The organism is Amycolatopsis sp. NPDC051102, assembly GCF_040682815.1.
Taxonomy (GTDB): Bacteria; Actinomycetota; Actinomycetes; order Mycobacteriales; family Pseudonocardiaceae; genus Amycolatopsis.
The window spans coordinates 125,115-141,109 of sequence record NZ_JBFBBT010000005.1 but is presented as its reverse complement, the minus strand read 5'-3'; the positions used below and the strand labels follow the sequence as shown (position 1 = coordinate 141,109).

Genomic DNA, 15,995 nt, shown 5'->3' with positions numbered 1-15,995 from the left:
CTCCGCAGGATGAGCGCCTGGGTGATTCGCGGACTGGGGATGGCGGTGCTGCACGGCGCGGCCATCACGTTGCTGGCCAAGTACGCCGTCTACCACCCGACGGACCAGACGCTGGTGGTCTCCCTGGCCCTGGCGGTCCTGGTGGGGGCGGCGGCGTTGTGGAGCGCCCTGGACGCGTGGCGCGGCCTGCCGGACCGCGGGCGGGTGTGGTTCATTTCGGCGCTGGTCGCCGGCCCGGTGGCGGGCATCCTGTACGTGATCGGGCGCGCGGTGTTCGTGGACCAGACGGGGGTGTCCGAGCTGGGCGGCGCGCTGACCGGCGGGGCGGCGTTCTCGGCGTTGCTGGTGCTGATCCCGGCGGGGCTGGGGTTGTTCGTCGGCGGGCGGCTCGGGCGGTCCGAAGGATCGGGCGAAGAGCCCCCGGCGTAGTTGCGCCTGGCCTCTGCCGCGGCTGGTCGTGAGTGGTAAGGCGCGTTAGAACGCGCCTTACCACTCACGACGCCCTCAGCCCACCAGGGACGGGCCCTTCGGGTAGCCGTCCCACTGGGCCGCGGTCACCGGGCGGGCCGTCGAGCCGTTGTTGCCCACGATGCCGCCGTCGGGGACCCGCCAGCGCTTGCGGTCGTCGAGCAGGAACGCGAAGCCGCGGTCCGGTGCCTCCACCACTTCCGCCCCCGAACGCAGGCGGGCCGCCACCGGGAGCGTCGCCAGCGCCGGCGGTGCCTTCTCCAGCACCTCGCCGGCCAGCGCCACCGCCACCGTGCGCCGGTCCACCCGCACGCGCGCGCCGGCGCGGACCAGGTCCATCGTGCGTTCCGGGGAGGGGGCCGTCACGCCGTCGAACGTCGCGGCGACCCGGCCGGGGTTCGCGCAGGCCTGGCTGCCCAGCAGGTCCAGCCCGAAGTGCCGCAGGTCGCTCGGCGCGTGCGCCCCGCCCAGCGTGGTCGCGCGCACGAGGTCGAACGGCACCCGGTCGCACGGATCGGCCGAAGAAAGCGGCGCGTGCCCGTCCGCGCGGCGGACCAGCCCCGGCCCCTCCTGCCACGGCCCGGGGATCACCACCGGCTGGAACGGGTGCTCGGTGAAGTCCGCCGTCCAGAAGGTGAGGGTCGTGCCGCCGTCGGTCTCGTGCGCGACGACGAACGCGGCGAGCGCCCCGACCCACATCAAATCGGCGCTGAAGCCGTCGACGACCGACCGGGCGCGCGGCCCCGACGTCGACGTGACCGGCACGAACCCGCCGACGTCCAGCGCCTCCACCCCGGACCCGAACGCCGGGTCGCGCGAGCGGAGCAGGAACTGCCCGGCGCCGTTCGGACCGGCGGCGCGGCCGGTGGTGTCGGTGAACATCAGGTAGAACCAGCCGTCGAGGTAGACGACCGAGGGCTGCCCGGCGCCGTAGACGTTCGCGCGGTGCACGTCGTGCGACGGCCCGAGGATCGGCCGCCCGCCCGCGGCCCGCGTCCAGTGGAGGCCGTCGGGGCTGGTGGCGAGCCCGATCGCGTTGCCGAGCGCGTGATCCCCGGCGGCGCCGGTGTAGTACAGGTAGTACGTCGAGCCGACGCGCAACACGGACGGGTCACAGGTGTGCATGCCGTCGAACTGCCCGGGCGCACCGGAGAACACCGCCGCCGGGATCCCGCCGCCGGGTCCGGTGAACGGCCCGTCGAAGGACTGGGCCTGGGCGTAGAGGATGTCGTCGCCGGCGGGTCCGGCGCCGCCGTACTGGCTGCACCACCACATCCGGGTCTGCCCGCGGTCGAGCATGACGGAGGGCCCGTAGTTGTAGACGGCATCCGCCCCGCCGGCGGCGATCACGCCACCACTCTGCCGGGGGTCACCCGAAGCGAGCTTGACATCGCTGGGACGCGGCTGGACGGCGGTCTTCCCCCCGGCGATCGCCGGCTGTTCCCCGGCAGCCTGCGGCTGAGCGTAACCCTGGGTGCAGCCCGCGAGGAGAAGGCCCGCCAGCGCGCTGGCGAACACGGCACGAGCGGGTCGCCGACCCCCACGACGATACGGGCGCACGACACCGGAGTGTAGCGAGAAGCAACCCGTCCGGGTGGCGGCGCTCCTGTTCCGGCGTCACTCGGCCGAGGGCACCCGACCGGGTTAGGACGCGGCAGGCGGCTCCCCCGCCGCGACCAGCTCGACCTCGAACCCGGCCTCGTTCTCCAGGTAGGCCGCGTAGTGGGCGGGGCCGCCCGCGTGCGGGTAGCGGTCCGCGAACAGCGGGCGCCAGCCGTGTGCTTCCGCCCGGGTGGCCAGGGCGTCGACCTCCGCCCGGCTTGCCACGTGCAGCGCCAGGTGGTTCAAGCCCGGCCGCGTGCGCTCGTGCTCCGTTGCGCTCAGCGCCGGCGATGCCTCGGCCACCAGGTACGTCCCGCCGAGCCGCCAGCTGACGCCCGCCGGCCAGCTCTGGTACTCGCGCCAGCCCAGCTCGCCCAGCAGCCAGCCCCAGCTGCGCTTCGCCTCCGCGAGGTCCGGCACCCACAGCTCGATGTGGTGCGGCCGCCCGTGGACCGCGGGCAGGGCCACCAGCACGCGGTGCCGGTCGCCGTAGTGGACGCCGCCGCCGACGTCCAGGAAACCCAGGCGTCCGGCCACCTTGCGGCTCGCCGCGTTCCGCTCGTGGACCAGGGCCCAGATCGCCGGGAGGCCGAGCGCGCGGAACCCGTGGCCCAGCACCGCGCGGGCGGCCTCGGTCGCCAAGCCCTGCCCGGCGTGCGCGGTCTCGACGTAGTACCCCAGTTCGGCCACGCCGCCCGGCAGCTCCCACGACGGCCGCAGGTGCGCGACGCCGATCACCTCGCCGTCGCGCTCGATCACCCAGTGGCCCTGGCCGGCCGGGCCGCGGTAGGCGAGCCGGCGGTCCACCATCGTGCTCGCCACCGCCGGGTCGGCGAAGTCCGCGGCGAAGAACCGGCTCATCTCCGGGTCGGCGAACACTTTCACGACCGCTTCGCGGTCGGCCTCGGTCAGCTGCCGCAGCTGCAGCCGCGGAGTGCTCAGCGACGGCAGGGTCATCCCGGGTGCGCGGCCAGCCAGCGCAGGGCGAGCGGGTAGCCGTCCACGCCGAGGCCCGCGATCACCGCGGTCGCGACGTCCGACAGCACGCTGTGATGCCGGAACGCCTCCCGCTTGTGCACGTTCGAGATGTGCAGCTCGATCAGCGGCGCGGTCAGCTGCGCCGCGGCGTCGCGCACCGCGATCGAATAGTGCGTCCATGCGCCGGCGTTGAGGACCACCGGGTGACCGCCGTCGGCGGCCTCGTGCAGCCAGCCGACCAGCTCGCCTTCGAAGTCGGTCTGCCGGACCTCGACCTCGATGCCGAGCTCGTCGCCGGTCTTGACGCACAGCGCCGCGAGGTCGTCGTGCGTGGTCGAGCCGTAGACCGACGGCTCGCGCTTGCCGAGCCGGCCGAGGTTCGGGCCGTTGAACACGAACGCCTTCACAGCAGCACGCTCCCGCCGCTGCGCGTCGTCTCCGCCGCGATCGCCGAGTACGCGGCCGCGAGCAGCACCGGGTCCGGGCCTTCGAGCCGGCCGGGCTTGGCGAGGCCGTCGAGGACGACGAACCGCAGCGCGCCCGAGCGGGTTTTCTTGTCGCCCTTCATGGTTTCCAGCAGCTGCGGCAGCGCGTCGGCGTCGTAGGTCGTCGGCAGGCCGAGCAGTTTCAGCACGGACGCGTGGCGTTCGGCCGTGGCGTCGTCGAGGCGGCCGGCCAGCCGCGCCAGCTCGGCGGCGAACACCAGGCCGACGCTGACCGCGGCGCCGTGACGCCACCGGTACCGCTCGCGGCGCTCGATGGCGTGGCCGAGGGTGTGGCCGTAGTTGAGGATCTCCCGCAGGTCGGACTCGCGCAGGTCGGCGGCCACGACGCCGGCCTTGACCTGGATGGACCGGCGCACCAGCTCGGCCAGGACGTCGCCGGCCGGGTCGAGCGCCGCGGCCGGGTCCGCTTCGATCAGCTCGAGGATCCGCGGATCGGCGATGAAGCCCGTCTTCACGACCTCCGCCATCCCGGCGACGAGCTCGTTCGGCGGCAGCGTCTCCAGCGTTGCGAGGTCGACGAACACCGCGCTCGGCTCGTGGAACACCCCGACGAGGTTCTTGCCGGCTTCGGTGTTGATGCCGGTCTTGCCGCCGACCGAGGCGTCGACCATGCCGAGCAGCGTGGTCGGCACGTTGACCAGCCGGACCCCGCGCATCCACGTGCCCGCGACGAACCCGGCGAGGTCGGTCACCGCGCCGCCGCCGAGGCCGACCACGGCCCCGCGGCGGTCCAGCCCGATCCGGCCGAGCACCTCCCAGCAGAAACCCGCGACGGTCAGCGACTTGCCGTCCTCGGCGTCCGGGATTTCGACGCGGTGGGCGTCGAGGCCCGCGGCGTTGAGCTCGTCGCGGATGGCCTCGGCCGTGGCGGTCAGCGTGGGCGGGTGGATCAGCGCGATCTTCGAGGCGTCGGCCAGGTGCTCGGTGAGGTCGCCGAGCAGGCCGCGCCCGACCACGACGTCGTAGGGCTGGGCGGTGGCGACCGGGATGCGCACCGGATCAGACACGGGTTGACTCACTCCTTGGCTTCGGCGGGAGCGGCGAGCTCCGCCACGAGGTGCGCGACGATCTCGGCGGGCGACCGGTCGTCGGTGACGATCTCGACGGTGGCCACCTCGCGGTAGACGGGCACCCGCTCGTCGAGCAGTTTCTTGAAGGTGGCGCGGGGGTTCACCCCGGCCAGCAACGGCCGCGCGGAGGACAGCCCGGTGCGCTGCACCCCCGCGGCGAGGCCGACGTTCAGGAAGACGACGGTGTGCCGGGCCAGCCGGGCCCGGGTGCCCGGGGTGAGCGGGGCGCCGCCGCCGAGGGAGAGCACGCCGTCGTGCTCCGCCAGCGCGGTGGCGACCGCCGCTTCTTCCAGTGCGCGGAAGGCGGGTTCGCCGTCCTCGGCGAAGATGTCGGAGATGCTGCGCCCGGTCCGCGCGACGATGTCGTCGTCACTGTCCCGGAACGCGACGCCGAGCGAAGCCGCCAGCAGCGTCCCGATCGTGCTCTTGCCCGAGCCGGGCGGGCCGACGATCACCGCGCGAGGGCTCACCAGCGCTCCTCGAGGGCCTTGAGGTACGCCTCGGCGTTGCGCTTGCTCTCGGCGAGCGAGTCGCCGCCGAACTTCTCCAGCGCGGCATCGGCCAGGACGAGCGCCACCACCGACTCCAGCACGACCCCGGCGCGCGGCACCGCGCAGACGTCGGACCGCTGGTGGATGGCGACCGCGGGCTCACCGGTCTTGACGTCCACTGTGGACAGTGCTTTGGGGACGGTCGAGATCGGCTTCATCGCCACCCGGACCCGCAGCGGCTCGCCGTTGGTGATGCCGCCCTCCAGGCCGCCCGCGCGGTTGGACCGGCGGGTGACGCCGACCGGGCCGGAGCCGCGGTCGATCTCGTCGTGCGCCTGGCTGCCCCAGCGGCGGGCGGTGGTGAAGCCGTCGCCGACCTCGACGCCCTTCATCGCCTGGACGCCCATCAGCGCGCCGGCCAGCCGCGCGTCGAGCCGGCGGTCCCAGTGGACGTGGGAGCCGAGGCCCGGCGGCAGGCCGTAGGCGAGGACCTCGATCACGCCGCCGACGGTGTCGCCCGCCTTCCGCACGGCGTCGACCTCGGTGACCATCGCGTCGGTGCCTTCCTTGCTGAACGCGCGCACCGGGCTCTCGTCGATGGCGGGCAGGTCGGCCGCGACCGGCAGGGGGCCTTCGGGCGCGTCGGCGCCGCCGATCGAGACGACGTGGCTGAGGATCTCGACACCGAGCAGCTGCTTCAGGTAGTTGCGGGCGACGGTGCCCAGCGCGGTCCGCGACGCCGTCTCCCGGGCGCTTGCCCGCTCCAGGACGGGACGGGCCTCGTCGAAGCCGTACTTCTGCATGCCGGGCAGGTCCGCGTGGCCCGGGCGGGGCCGGGTGAGCGGTTCGTTGCGCGCGAGGCCCTCGAGCACCTGCGGGTCGACCGGGTCGGCCGCCATGACCTGCTCCCACTTGGGCCACTCGGCGTTCTCGATCTGCACCGCGACCGGGCCGCCCTGGGTGAGGCCGTGGCGGACGCCGCCGAGGAACTCGATGTGGTCGGTCTCGAAGCCCATCCGCGGGCTGCGACCGAACCCGAGCCGGCGCCGGGCCAGCTGCTCGGTGACGTCGGCGGTGGTGACGGCGACGCCGGCGGGCATCCCTTCGAGCACGGCGGCCAGCGCGGGTCCGTGCGATTCACCTGCGGTGATCCAGCGCAACATGGGCTCAATCCTGTCACGGGCGGGGTCGGGACCGGGACATGCCTCCGGTCATCCCGCAGCGGGGAAGACGGCGCACCGGGTCGTCCGCCGGATTTTCGGGCGGGCATCACTCCCGTGGGCGAAATCGCGGGGTGGTTCGAGGGGGCGGATCACGCGGGGCCGACCGGCCGGCGTGCTCGGACGGTCGGTTCGCGTGACTGGAGAGTCGACTCGCGTGACTGGAGAGTCGACTCGCGTGACTGGAGAGTCGACTCGCGTGACTCGAGGGTCGACTCGCGTGACTCGAGGGTCGACTCGCGTGACTCGAGGGTCGACTCGCGTGACTCGAGGGTCGACTCGCGTGACTGGAGGGGCATCGGGGCGGGGGTGGGGGCATCCGGGGCCCCCTGCGGCCCGGATGCCCCCTTCCCTTCAGAGGGTCAGGCGGAGGAGGGGGCGGCCGGACGTCAGGCGGACTTCGAGGGCCGTCAGGTCCGAGGTCTTCAGGGCCGTGCCGATCACGATGCGGGCCGTGTTGTCCGGGACCGCCTTCCAGGTCGCCAGCTGCGTCTGGGTGCCGTCGCGGGAGATGGCGACCAGCACGTACTCGCCGCTGCTGCGGTCGCCCGTGTAGCTGCACGACATGTCCACCTGCGTGCCCCACGAGAAGGCGTCGAGGCGGGCGTCCGCGCGGACCGGGAACTCGCCCAGTGCCGTCATCGCCACCGACGGCGGCGGGGCAGGCGCAGGTGCCGAAACCACCACCGCCAGCGCGACGCACGCCGAAACCGCCAGGGCGGCCGACGCGGACGTCACCGCCGTCCGGATCCGGCGGCCGCGCCGGACGCGGTGCAGGACCGACGGCAGCAGGTCCGGCGGGGGCATGGCGAGGTCGGGTGGCACCGCGGGCGCGTCGACCCTGGCCAGCAGTCCCGGCAGGCCCGCCAGCTCGCGCACCGAAGCCGCGCAGCGGTCGCACGTGCGCAGGTGCTCCTCGAAGCGCTGCCGGTCCTCGGGGGAAAGCGCTCCCAGCACGTAAGCGGCGTCGAACGTCGCGAACGGGTCTTCGCTCACTGGGTCACCCCCCTCTCCTCGAGCACCAACCGCAACGCGCGCAACGCGTAGTGCGTGCGCGACTTGACCGTCCCTTCGGCGACGCCCAGCCGCAGCGCGGCGTCCGCCACTGAATAGCCCTGGAAGTAACACAGGACCAGCACCTCGCGGTGCCGTTCCGACAGCTCGGCCAGCGCCTCGGCGACCAGCCAGCCCTGCACCGCGCGATCGGTGCCGTCGGCGACAGCGCCCTCCGGCGGCCGGTCGGTGACCACCTCCGACCGGGCCGACGCCGAGCGCCAGCCGTCGATGGCGATCCGCCGCGCCACCGTGAACAGCCACGCCCGCGCCGAGCCCTGCGACTGGTCCAGCACCGCCGGCGACCGCCAGGCGCGCAGCAGCGTCTCCTGGACGACGTCCTCGGCCCGGATCCGGTCACCGGAGGTCAGGTGCAGCGCGTAGGACCACAGCGCCGTCGCGTGCTCCTCGTGCAGCGCGCGCATGAGCGCCTCTTCGGCGACTTCTCCCACGAACTCAGGCCGCGACCCGGCGCCGGTCCTTCACGAACAGCAGCGCCAGACCGCCCACGATGCAGACCGCCTCCGTGATGACGCCCCAGTACTCCGGCTGGCTGTCGAACTGGTCGTGGTTCCCGGCGAACCCGACCGTCGCGGCCAGCACGTACGCGCCGAGCGTCAGCGCCCCGAAGCCGGCCGCGCCCAGCGCGGGCAGCCAGTGCCGCCAGGCCAGCACCGCGATCGCCAGCACCACCCCGGCGATCGCGTCGAGCAGGAACAGCGGGCCCACGATGCCCGGGTAGTCCTCGGTCCACAGGAAGTAGTGCACGCCCGCCGAGCCCAGCAGCGCGGCCGCCACGACGATGCGCAGAACCCAATTCACCATGATCGTTCCTCCACTCCACACCCACTCCGGTAGATACACGAGGCAGAGGTCGATCCGGTTCACCGGAAATTGAACCGAAGGGGGGCCGGTTTCGTTCAGTAGGACATGACAGCCGAACTGCACTCCCGCCGCACCGTCCTGTCCACCGGTGCCGCCGTCGCCGGTGCCGCCGTCGGCGCCGTCGCACTCTCCGCCTGTTCGTCCGAGCCGGGTGCCAAGCCGGGCACCGCGCAGGCGCCGATCGCCGCCGGGACGCCGCTGGTCGCCCTCGCCGACGTCCCGGTCGGCCAGGCCAAGGCCGCCAAGGCCCCGGACGGTTCCGACGTCATCGTGGCCCGCACGTCGGAGTCGGCGTGCGCCGCGTTCAGCGCCGTGTGCACGCACCAGGGCTGCACGGTCGCGCCGAAGGGCGCCGACCTGGTCTGCCCGTGCCACGGGTCGGTGTTCAACGCGCTCACCGGCGAGGTCAAGCAGGGCCCGGCGAAGAAGCCGCTGCCGTCCGTGCCGGTCAAGGTCGAGAACGGGAAGGTCGTGACCGGCTGACGAGCCGGGCGCACGCGTAGGGCCCTTGTGGACGATCGTCCACAAGGGCCCTGCGCGTGCTTTCGGGGGTCCGGGTGGCGAAGCCCCGGTTGCCCCCAGTGTGACAGAAGCGCCTCAGGCGTCCCAGGCGAAGAGCCGGTCGCCGGCGGCGACCTCGTGTCCGGTGTCCAAACCGGACAGCACGTCCGCCGAGGCGTCCAGCGCGACGACCGGGACGATCGCCGAGTAGCCCGCCGCGGTCACCGCCTCCGGGTCCCAGCTGACGACCGGCTGGCCGGCCCGCACCTGCTCGCCCTTGACGACGTGCAGCGTGAAGCCTTCGCCCTTTTCCTTGACCGTGTCGATCCCCAGGTGCACCAGCACGGCCTTGCCGTCCTCCGTCGCGATGACGTACGCGTGCGGGTGCAGCGTCGCGACCGTGCCGTCGACCGGCGCGACCGCGTCCGACCGGCCGCCCGTGGGCTGCACGGCGATGCCCGGGCCGACCATGGCCTGCGCGAACACCGGGTCCGGGACCTCGGTGATCGGCACCACGCGCCCGGCGACCGGGCTGAGGACCTCGAGGCTCACAGCAGGTCCTCGATGTCGCTGGCGATCGTGTCCGCCTCCGGCCCGACGATCACCTGCAGGGCCGTCGACCCCATCTTCACCACGCCCATCGCGCCGGCCTTCTTCAGCGCCGCTTCGTCGACGAGGCTCATGTCCTCGACCTCGCAGCGCAGCCGCGTGATGCAGCCCTCGACCTCGGTCAGATTGTCCGCGCCGCCGAGTGCCGCGAGGATCTTTTCGGGCCTGTCATCCGCCATCGCGGTCTCCTTGATCACTGTTTGTTCCCAACCTGACGCGAACCGCGTGTCCACCTGTACTACGCCGATCGTCGGCATGCACCCCGCCGCGGGCCACGAACGGATAACGGTGGTTGACACCCGTCCGCACGGCGGAGCATCCTGCCCCATCAGATCATTGGTCTAGACCGGAACGTACCAATGTTCCGGGCCGGATGCGAGCACCGGTCCCCCGGTGACGCGAGAACGAGGAGGGTGACGCCGATGAGCGCGGCCGCGCACGTCCCGCCGCCCGACAAGGTTGTCAACGGGCCCACGCCCAAGCACGCCCAGCTGCGGGAGATCCTCCGCCGCACGGTGGAGCGCGAGCTCCCGCCGGGCGCGCCGATCCCGTCGGAACGGGAGCTCGCCCAGCGCTACGGCGTGTCGCGGCTCACGGTCCGGTCGGCGATCGGCAAGCTGGTCGAGGAGGGCCTGCTCGCCCGGGTCCGCGGCAAGGGTACGTTCACCGCGGCCCGGCGGATGGAGCTGCAGCTCTACCTGATGTCGTTCACCGACGACATGCGGAGGCGGGGGCTGACCCCGACGACCGAGGTGGTCTCCGCGGCCACCGAGGTGCCGCCCACCGCCTCGGCACACGCCCTCGGCCTGGCCGAGGGCGCTCCGGCGCACCACCTGGTGCGCTTGCGGCACGCCGACGGCGTGCCGCTGGCCGTCGAACGCGGCTGGTACCACGCGGGCCGGGCACCCGGCCTGCTCGATTTGGACCTGACCCAGTCCATCTACTCGCAGCTGGCCGAGACGTACGGTGTACGTCCCGACCAGGCGTGGCAGACGGTCTGGGCGGAAGGTGCGGACCGCGAGACGGCCCGGCTGCTCGGCATGCGCGCCGGCAGCCCGCTGCTCGTGTTCCGGCGGGTCTCCAGCGCCAACGGCGACCCCATCGAAGACATCACGTCCTGGTACCGGGGAGACCACTACCAGGTGACCATGCAGTTGGACCGGAACACCCCGGAACCCGGTCAACCACCCCACTATGGAGGAACCAGATGAGTTCGACCACCGCGGAGGGGGCGAAGAAGAGCGGCAGCGGTCTCGCCGGTCTTCAGCGCTTCGGCCGTAGCCTCATGCTTCCGATCGCCGTGCTCCCGGCGGCGGGCATCCTGCTGCGGTTCGGGCAGGACGACATGCTCGGCAAGGACGGCCTGGGCTGGAACAAGGTCGCTTCGGTGCTCGGCGCCGCCGGCGGCACGCTGTTCAACTGGCTGCCGCTGCTGTTCGCGGTCGGCATCGCCGTCGGTTTCGCCAAGAAGGGCGACGGCTCGACCGCCGTCGCGGCCGTCGTCGGCTTCTTCGTCTTCAGCTCCGTCGTCCAGGTCTTCGCCCCGCTCAAGGACCTGCCGAAGTACACGGCCGGCGTCACCGAGCTCCAGCCGATCAAGTGGCCCTACTCGGTGCTCGCGGGTGTCGTGGTCGGCATCGTGGCGGCGCTGCTGTGGCAGAAGTACCACCGCATCAAGCTGCCCGCCTACCTGGCGTTCTTCGGCGGTCGCCGGTTCGTCCCGATCATCACCGCGGGCGTCATGGTGCTCCTCGGCGTGATCTTCGGCCTGGTCTTCCACTGGGTCAACAGCGGCATCGAGGCCGCCGGTGACGCGGTCACCGCCGCCCCGGTCGTCGGTGGCGGCATCTACGGCGCGCTGAACCGCCTGCTCATCCCGGTCGGTCTGCACCAGCTGCTGAACGTCCCGGTGTGGTTCATCTTCGACGGCGGCGACATCAACAACTTCGTCGCGGGCAAGATGTCGGCGGGCTCGTTCACCACGGGCTTCTTCCCGATCTTCATGTTCGCCCTGCCCGCGGCCGCGCTGGCCATCTGGCAGACGGCCCGCCCGGCGCAGAAGAAGGTCGTCGGCGGTGTGATGATCGCCGGCGCGCTGACCTCGTTCCTGACCGGTGTCACCGAGCCGATCGAGTTCTCGTTCATGTTCGTCGCGTGGCCGCTGTACCTGTTCCACGCGATCATGACCGGCACCTCGCTGGCGATCTGCAACGCGCTGGGCATCCACCAGAGCTTCAACTTCTCCGCCGGCGCGATCGACTACATCCTCAACTTCGGTGCCCCGGCCGCGCAGAAGCCGATCTGGCTGATCCCGATCGGCATCGTCTACGCGATCATCTACTACGTCGTGTTCCGCTTCGCGATCATCAAGTTCAACCTGCGGACCCCGGGCCGCGAGGACGACTCGATCGAGGCCGACCTCGACCGCACCGCCGCCGCGTAACATCCGTACCGACGTAGCTCCCCCAGCGGGACAAGCACTGTAGCGAGAGGACGAACATGCCGGAGAAACGCGTCGCCGTGGCCAGCAAGGTGGGCCTGCACGCCCGGCCGGCCGCGCTGGTGGCGAAGGCGGCCGCGGCACAGCCCGTCGCGGTGCAGATCGCCAAGGCCGGCGGCAACCCGGTGGCCGCCGGCAGCGTGCTCAACCTGATGACCCTGGCCGCCGGGTACGGCGACGAGGTCGTCATCAGTGCCGAGGGCGAGGGCGCCGAGGAGGCCGTGGAAGCGGTCGCCCAGCTGGTCGCCACCGACCTGGACGCCTGAGCACCGACCCGCCGCGAAGGCCCCCGTACCGGCTCCCCGACAGCCGGTGCGGGGGCCTTCGCGGCGTTTCGTAGGCTGGCGGCATGGACAGCGTGCGCCTGATCGACGAGTGGCCGGTGGACAACGGCGCGACGGCCGTGGTGGCGGCGGACGGGAGCGTCGTGGGCAGCCACGGCGACCCGGCGCGGAAGTTCCGGCTGGCTTCGGTTTCCAAGCCGCTGACCGCCTACGCCGCGCTCATCGCGATCGAGGAAGGCGTCGTCGAACTCGGCACCCCGGCCGGGCCCGAGGGCTCGACCGTGCGGCACCTGCTGGCCCACACCTCCGGGCTGGCCTTCGACGCGCACAAGGCGATGGCCGAGCCGGGCACGCGGCGGCTCTACTCCAACGCCGGGTTCGAGCAGCTGGCCGACGCGCTGGCCGAGCACTCCGGCATCCCGTTCGCCCAGTACCAGGCCGAGGCGCTGTTCGCCCCGCTCGGCATGGCGGACACGACCCTGGAGGGCTCGCCCGCGTCCGGCGCGGTGTCCACCGTGGACGACCTGGCCGCCTTCGCCGCCGAGCTGCAGGCCCCGAAGCTGCTGGACCCGGCCACCGTCGCCGAGGCGACGAACGTCGTGTTCCCCGGGCTCTCCGGCGTGCTGCCGGGCTTCGGCCACCAGAAGCCCAACGACTGGGGCCTCGGCTTCGAGATCCGCGACCACAAGAGCCCGCACTGGACCGGCGCGAACAGCTCGCCGCGGACGTTCGGCCACTTCGGCCAGTCGGGCACGTTCCTCTGGGTCGACCCGGACGCCGGCGCGGCCTGCGTCGCGCTCACCGACCGCGCGTTCGGCCCGTGGGCCGCCGAGGTCTGGCCGCGCTACACCGACGCCGTGCTGGCGGAACTGGGCGCGTGAAACGGGGCCTGCGCGACACCCTTCCCTTTGCCTGAGGGAAAATCGCCGACCGGACGTGATGCCCAACGACCCGGACGGGACAGGGTCCAAAGACCCTGCCGCCGTCCGGACGCGGGTGGTGTCATCCAAGGGTGCAGGCCCGCCGCAGGGCCGGTGCGGGGACCTCGGGCCCCGGCGGGCCGCACGCCTTCTTCACTCCGTCATGACGCGGATCGGTTCGCCCGCCTGGTAGGCGGCGATGTCCTCGACCGCGTCGCCGTAGAAGATCTCGTAGACCTCCTGCGTGACGAAACCGATGTGCGGCGTCAGGACCGCGTTGTCGAGTGTCCTCAGTGGATGGTCGGCGGGGAACGGCTCGGTGTCGTAGACATCCAGCGCGGCGGCGCGGATCTCCTTGCGCCGCAACGCCTCCACCAGCGCGGCTTCGTCGACGATCGGGCCGCGGGAGGTGTTCACCAGCAACGCGGTCGGCTTCATCGCGGCGAGCTCCGCCGCCCCGACCAGGCCGCGGGTGCGGTCGCCGAGCACCAGGTGGATGGACAGCACGTCCGAGCGCGCGAACAGCTCGTCCTTGGTCACCGCGGTGACGCCGTGCGGGTCCGCCTTCTCCTGGGTCAGGTTCTGGCTCCAGGCGATGGTCTCCATCCCGAACGCCTGCCCGATCTTCGCCGCGCCCGCGCCGAGCCGGCCGAGGCCGAGCAGGCCGAGCGTCTTGCCGTGCAGCATCGTGCCGACGGACGTCTGCCAGCCCCCCTCGCGCATGGACCGGAACTCCTGCGGCAGGTTCCGCGACGCGGCCAGGATCAGCGCCCAGGTGTGCTCGGCGGTCGGCTCCCCGATGTAGCCGGTGGCGGACACGACGACGCCGTTGCGCCGCGCCGCGGCCACGTCGATGGCCGCGTTCCGCTTCCCCGTGCTGACCAGCAGCTTCAGGTCGGGGAGGGCGTCGAGCACGGCGGCCGGGAACCGGGTGCGCTCGCGCATCGCGACCACGCATTCGAAGCCCTGCAGCTGGGTGACGACGTCGGTCAGGGGCTCGGTGAAGACCGTGATGTCGGCCTTGAGGGATGCCCAGTCGCCGAAGGTGAGGGCGACGTTCTGGTAGTCGTCGAGGATCGCTATCCGCATGGACGTCACCGTAGCCGGGCCGCGACATCCTCGCGGCGTGACACGGCTCTCGCTTGAACGTGTTCAAAACGAGGGCTACCCTCCTTCTTGAACACGTTCAAATCCAGGAGGAACCATGGACCGCATCGTCGTCGCGTACGCCCTCTACCTGCTGATCAGCATTCCGCTGACCGTGCTCGTGGCCCGGACGCTGAGCAAGCACGGCCGCACCTTCCTGGCCGAGGTCTTCGCCGACAGCCCGGGCCTGGCCAACGCCGTCAACCAGCTGCTGGTCGTCGGCTTCTACCTGGTCAGCCTCGGGTTCGTGACGCTCTTCCTGACCAGTGGCGCCGACATCACCACCGCCCGGGAGGTGTTCGAGATGCTGTCGGTCAAGATCGGCACGGTGGCGCTCGTCCTCGGTGCCATGCACCTGCTCAACGTCCTGGTGTTCAACGGCATCCGGCGCCGCCACCTGACCCCGAAGCCCGCCCCGGTGCCGTTCCCCTACCCGGGCGTGCCGCAGGCCCCGCCCTTCCCCCAGCACTGACGGCGCTACCGTGCAGCGCGTGGCCAAGAGCGAGGAAACGCGGTCCCTGATCGTCACGACCGCGATGCGGCTGTTCACCGAGAACGGCTACAACCGCACGACGATGCGCGCGATCGCCGCCGAGGCGGGCGTCTCGGTCGGGAACGCCTACTACTACTTCTCGTCGAAGGAACAGCTGGTCCAGGGTTTCTACGACGAGATGGCCGGGCGGCACCTGGCGGCGGCCCGCCCGCTGCTCGACGGCGAAGCCGGCTTCGCCGCCCGCCTGCGGGCGGTGCTGCTGTGCTGGCTCGACGTCGCCGAGCCCTACCACCGCTTCGGCACGCAGTTCTTCGTCAACGCGGCCGACCCGGAGTCGCCGCTGAGCCCGTTCAGCGACGACTCCTCGGCCGCCCGCGAAGCCTCGATCGGCCTCATGCGCGAGGTCGTCGAGGGCTCCGACGTGAAGCTCGACCCGGAACTGCGCGCGCAGCTGCCGGAGCTGCTGTGGCTCTACCAGATGGGCGTGGTGCTGTTCTGGGTCCACGACCGGTCGGCGGGCACGCAACGCAGCCGGATGCTGGTGGAGCGCAGCGTGCCCCTGCTGGCCCGGCTGGCCGCACTCTCCCGGCTGCGGGTGTTCCGCCCGGTCAGCCGGGAGATCGTCGGCCTCATCCAGGACCTGGCCAAGCGGGACTGAAGGTTCACCCGGCCTGTCCGGCCCGCGCCCGGCCGAGGATCTCCTCGACCACCGCGGTCTTGGCGTCGGCGTAGTTCTGGACGTACTTCCACGTCTTCGCGGCGAGTTCACGCTTCTTCGCCGCGTACAGCTCGCGCTCCTCCGGGTGGGAGCGCAGGCGGTCACGGAAGAGCCGGTAGCGCGCTGTCTGGCCGTTGCCCGGCGAATGGACGTGCAGGTTGATGTCCGTGTCCGGGCCCTTGAAACAGCGGTGCTTCTCCCAGTCCGGCTCGCGGATGACGAGCCGGTAGCCCGCCGCCTCCAGCGCCGGGACGTAGGCGTCCTCGTCGGCGGAGTCCGGCACCTCCAGGAGGATGTCGATGATCGGCTTCGCGCACAGGCCCGGCACCGACGTCGAGCCGACGTGCTCGAGCACGAGTACCCGCTCCCCGAGGGCGCCGCGGATCCGCTCGGCTTCGCGTTCGAAGAGCCTCGGCCACTCCGGGTCGTAGTCGGCGAGCGTGACGGTCGAGTTGAGCTTCGGCGCTTCGCCGACCCACGCCCCCTGGACCTCGGCGTCGCTCAATGCTTCTTGGCTGGTCATGAATCCCCTTCTCCAGCAGGAAATACGT

The 15,995-nt window shown here is 72.1% G+C and carries 20 protein-coding genes and 1 pseudogene; 8 read left to right on the top strand and 13 right to left on the bottom strand.

The features are described 5' to 3' along the window. The first annotated feature begins 9 nt into the window (after positions 1-9). Entirely contained in the window at positions 10-429 is a 420-nt protein-coding gene (locus AB0M93_RS17895) for a B-4DMT family transporter (protein WP_364274722.1), read from the top strand. Between the two features lie 75 nt (positions 430-504). Here AB0M93_RS17895 and AB0M93_RS17890 read toward each other — a convergent pair whose 3' ends face one another. From AB0M93_RS17890 to AB0M93_RS17850, 9 genes are all read right to left on the bottom strand, one after another. Next, on the bottom strand, positions 505-1,986 hold the full coding sequence (locus tag AB0M93_RS17890) for a beta-xylosidase (protein ID WP_364274719.1): 1,482 nt from the start codon (positions 1,984-1,986) through the stop codon (positions 505-507). A gap of 126 nt (positions 1,987-2,112) precedes the next feature. After that, the gene (locus tag AB0M93_RS17885; protein WP_364274717.1) at positions 2,113-3,027 is read right to left on the bottom strand and encodes a GNAT family N-acetyltransferase; all 915 of its coding nucleotides are present in this window, start codon (positions 3,025-3,027) and stop codon (positions 2,113-2,115) included. After that, positions 3,024-3,455 (bottom strand): type II 3-dehydroquinate dehydratase, encoded by a 432-nt coding sequence (gene aroQ, locus AB0M93_RS17880; protein WP_364274715.1) that lies wholly within the window; start codon positions 3,453-3,455, stop codon positions 3,024-3,026. The genes AB0M93_RS17885 and aroQ overlap by 4 nt, the downstream gene beginning before the upstream one ends. Then, positions 3,452-4,561: a 3-dehydroquinate synthase gene (gene aroB / locus AB0M93_RS17875; protein ID WP_364274713.1), complete on the bottom strand. Its 1,110-nt coding sequence runs from the start codon at positions 4,559-4,561 to the stop codon at positions 3,452-3,454. The genes aroQ and aroB overlap by 4 nt, the downstream gene beginning before the upstream one ends. Before the next feature lie 8 nt (positions 4,562-4,569). Then, positions 4,570-5,094, bottom strand: a complete 525-nt coding sequence (locus tag AB0M93_RS17870; RefSeq protein ID WP_364274712.1) for a shikimate kinase — start codon at positions 5,092-5,094, stop codon at positions 4,570-4,572. Then, positions 5,091-6,278: a chorismate synthase gene (aroC, locus tag AB0M93_RS17865; protein WP_364274710.1), complete on the bottom strand. Its 1,188-nt coding sequence runs from the start codon at positions 6,276-6,278 to the stop codon at positions 5,091-5,093. Before aroC ends, AB0M93_RS17870 begins: the two co-directional genes overlap by 4 nt. Before the next feature lie 411 nt (positions 6,279-6,689). After that, positions 6,690-7,331: a zf-HC2 domain-containing protein gene (locus AB0M93_RS17860; protein WP_364274708.1), complete on the bottom strand. Its 642-nt coding sequence runs from the start codon at positions 7,329-7,331 to the stop codon at positions 6,690-6,692. Beyond that, complete coding sequence (locus AB0M93_RS17855) at positions 7,328-7,840, bottom strand: sigma-70 family RNA polymerase sigma factor (protein ID WP_364274707.1); 513 nt, start codon at positions 7,838-7,840, stop codon at positions 7,328-7,330. The genes AB0M93_RS17860 and AB0M93_RS17855 overlap by 4 nt, the downstream gene beginning before the upstream one ends. Positions 7,841-7,844: 4 nt before the next feature. After that, positions 7,845-8,213, bottom strand: a complete 369-nt coding sequence (locus tag AB0M93_RS17850; protein WP_364274705.1) for a hypothetical protein — start codon at positions 8,211-8,213, stop codon at positions 7,845-7,847. A gap of 105 nt (positions 8,214-8,318) precedes the next feature. Between AB0M93_RS17850 and AB0M93_RS17845 the strand changes: the two genes are divergently transcribed. Then, the gene (locus AB0M93_RS17845; protein WP_364274703.1) at positions 8,319-8,756 is read left to right on the top strand and encodes a Rieske (2Fe-2S) protein; all 438 of its coding nucleotides are present in this window, start codon (positions 8,319-8,321) and stop codon (positions 8,754-8,756) included. 114 nt (positions 8,757-8,870) lie between these two features. Here AB0M93_RS17845 and AB0M93_RS17840 read toward each other — a convergent pair whose 3' ends face one another. Further along, positions 8,871-9,326, bottom strand: a complete 456-nt coding sequence (locus AB0M93_RS17840; RefSeq protein WP_364274701.1) for a PTS glucose transporter subunit IIA — start codon at positions 9,324-9,326, stop codon at positions 8,871-8,873. Next, positions 9,323-9,562 (bottom strand): PTS glucose/sucrose transporter subunit IIB, encoded by a 240-nt coding sequence (locus AB0M93_RS17835; RefSeq protein ID WP_072482356.1) that lies wholly within the window; start codon positions 9,560-9,562, stop codon positions 9,323-9,325. Before AB0M93_RS17835 ends, AB0M93_RS17840 begins: the two co-directional genes overlap by 4 nt. 243 nt (positions 9,563-9,805) lie before the next feature. Here AB0M93_RS17835 and AB0M93_RS17830 point away from each other — a divergent pair, with 243 nt between their 5' ends. The 4 genes from AB0M93_RS17830 (at position 9,806) to AB0M93_RS17815 (ending at position 13,048) form a co-directional block, all read left to right on the top strand. Continuing rightward, complete coding sequence (locus tag AB0M93_RS17830) at positions 9,806-10,594, top strand: GntR family transcriptional regulator (RefSeq protein WP_364274699.1); 789 nt, start codon at positions 9,806-9,808, stop codon at positions 10,592-10,594. Then, the gene (locus AB0M93_RS17825) at positions 10,591-11,826 is read left to right on the top strand and encodes a PTS transporter subunit EIIC (RefSeq protein ID WP_364274697.1); all 1,236 of its coding nucleotides are present in this window, start codon (positions 10,591-10,593) and stop codon (positions 11,824-11,826) included. The genes AB0M93_RS17830 and AB0M93_RS17825 overlap by 4 nt, the downstream gene beginning before the upstream one ends. Positions 11,827-11,882: 56 nt before the next feature. Then, positions 11,883-12,149 (top strand): HPr family phosphocarrier protein, encoded by a 267-nt coding sequence (locus AB0M93_RS17820; RefSeq protein ID WP_103335999.1) that lies wholly within the window; start codon positions 11,883-11,885, stop codon positions 12,147-12,149. 83 nt (positions 12,150-12,232) lie between these two features. After that, positions 12,233-13,048, top strand: a complete 816-nt coding sequence (locus tag AB0M93_RS17815; protein ID WP_364274695.1) for a serine hydrolase domain-containing protein — start codon at positions 12,233-12,235, stop codon at positions 13,046-13,048. A gap of 192 nt (positions 13,049-13,240) precedes the next feature. Here AB0M93_RS17815 and AB0M93_RS17810 read toward each other — a convergent pair whose 3' ends face one another. Continuing rightward, entirely contained in the window at positions 13,241-14,176 is a 936-nt protein-coding gene (locus AB0M93_RS17810) for a D-2-hydroxyacid dehydrogenase family protein (RefSeq protein WP_364274693.1), read from the bottom strand. A gap of 115 nt (positions 14,177-14,291) precedes the next feature. Between AB0M93_RS17810 and AB0M93_RS17805 the strand changes: the two genes are divergently transcribed. Together AB0M93_RS17805 and AB0M93_RS17800 are read left to right on the top strand one after the other, a co-directional pair. Next, positions 14,292-14,705, top strand: coding sequence for a hypothetical protein (locus tag AB0M93_RS17805; RefSeq protein WP_364274690.1), 414 nt, complete (start codon positions 14,292-14,294; stop codon positions 14,703-14,705). Between the two features lie 19 nt (positions 14,706-14,724). Continuing rightward, positions 14,725-15,384, top strand: a complete 660-nt coding sequence (locus AB0M93_RS17800; RefSeq protein ID WP_364274687.1) for a TetR family transcriptional regulator — start codon at positions 14,725-14,727, stop codon at positions 15,382-15,384. A 19-nt stretch (positions 15,385-15,403) separates the two neighbouring features. On the opposite strand, the pseudogene AB0M93_RS17795 reads toward AB0M93_RS17800, so the two are convergent. Then, positions 15,404-15,967 (bottom strand): annotated as a pseudogene (locus tag AB0M93_RS17795) (GrpB family protein); the annotation flags it as partial. Positions 15,968-15,995 lie beyond the last annotated feature (28 nt).

Coding starts and splice junctions, on each gene's coding strand:
- AB0M93_RS17805 (WP_364274690.1), top strand. CDS start 14,292: ATGGACCGCATCGTCGTCGCGTACGCCCTCTACCTGCTGATCAGCATT.
- AB0M93_RS17850 (WP_364274705.1), bottom strand. CDS start 8,213: ATGGTGAATTGGGTTCTGCGCATCGTCGTGGCGGCCGCGCTGCTGGGC.
- AB0M93_RS17885 (WP_364274717.1), bottom strand. CDS start 3,027: ATGACCCTGCCGTCGCTGAGCACTCCGCGGCTGCAGCTGCGGCAGCTG.
- AB0M93_RS17810 (WP_364274693.1), bottom strand. CDS start 14,176: ATGCGGATAGCGATCCTCGACGACTACCAGAACGTCGCCCTCACCTTC.
- AB0M93_RS17895 (WP_364274722.1), top strand. CDS start 10: ATGAGCGCCTGGGTGATTCGCGGACTGGGGATGGCGGTGCTGCACGGC.
- AB0M93_RS17820 (WP_103335999.1), top strand. CDS start 11,883: ATGCCGGAGAAACGCGTCGCCGTGGCCAGCAAGGTGGGCCTGCACGCC.
- AB0M93_RS17845 (WP_364274703.1), top strand. CDS start 8,319: ATGACAGCCGAACTGCACTCCCGCCGCACCGTCCTGTCCACCGGTGCC.
- AB0M93_RS17815 (WP_364274695.1), top strand. CDS start 12,233: ATGGACAGCGTGCGCCTGATCGACGAGTGGCCGGTGGACAACGGCGCG.
- AB0M93_RS17830 (WP_364274699.1), top strand. CDS start 9,806: ATGAGCGCGGCCGCGCACGTCCCGCCGCCCGACAAGGTTGTCAACGGG.
- AB0M93_RS17835 (WP_072482356.1), bottom strand. CDS start 9,562: ATGGCGGATGACAGGCCCGAAAAGATCCTCGCGGCACTCGGCGGCGCG.
- AB0M93_RS17825 (WP_364274697.1), top strand. CDS start 10,591: ATGAGTTCGACCACCGCGGAGGGGGCGAAGAAGAGCGGCAGCGGTCTC.
- aroC (WP_364274710.1), bottom strand. CDS start 6,278: ATGTTGCGCTGGATCACCGCAGGTGAATCGCACGGACCCGCGCTGGCC.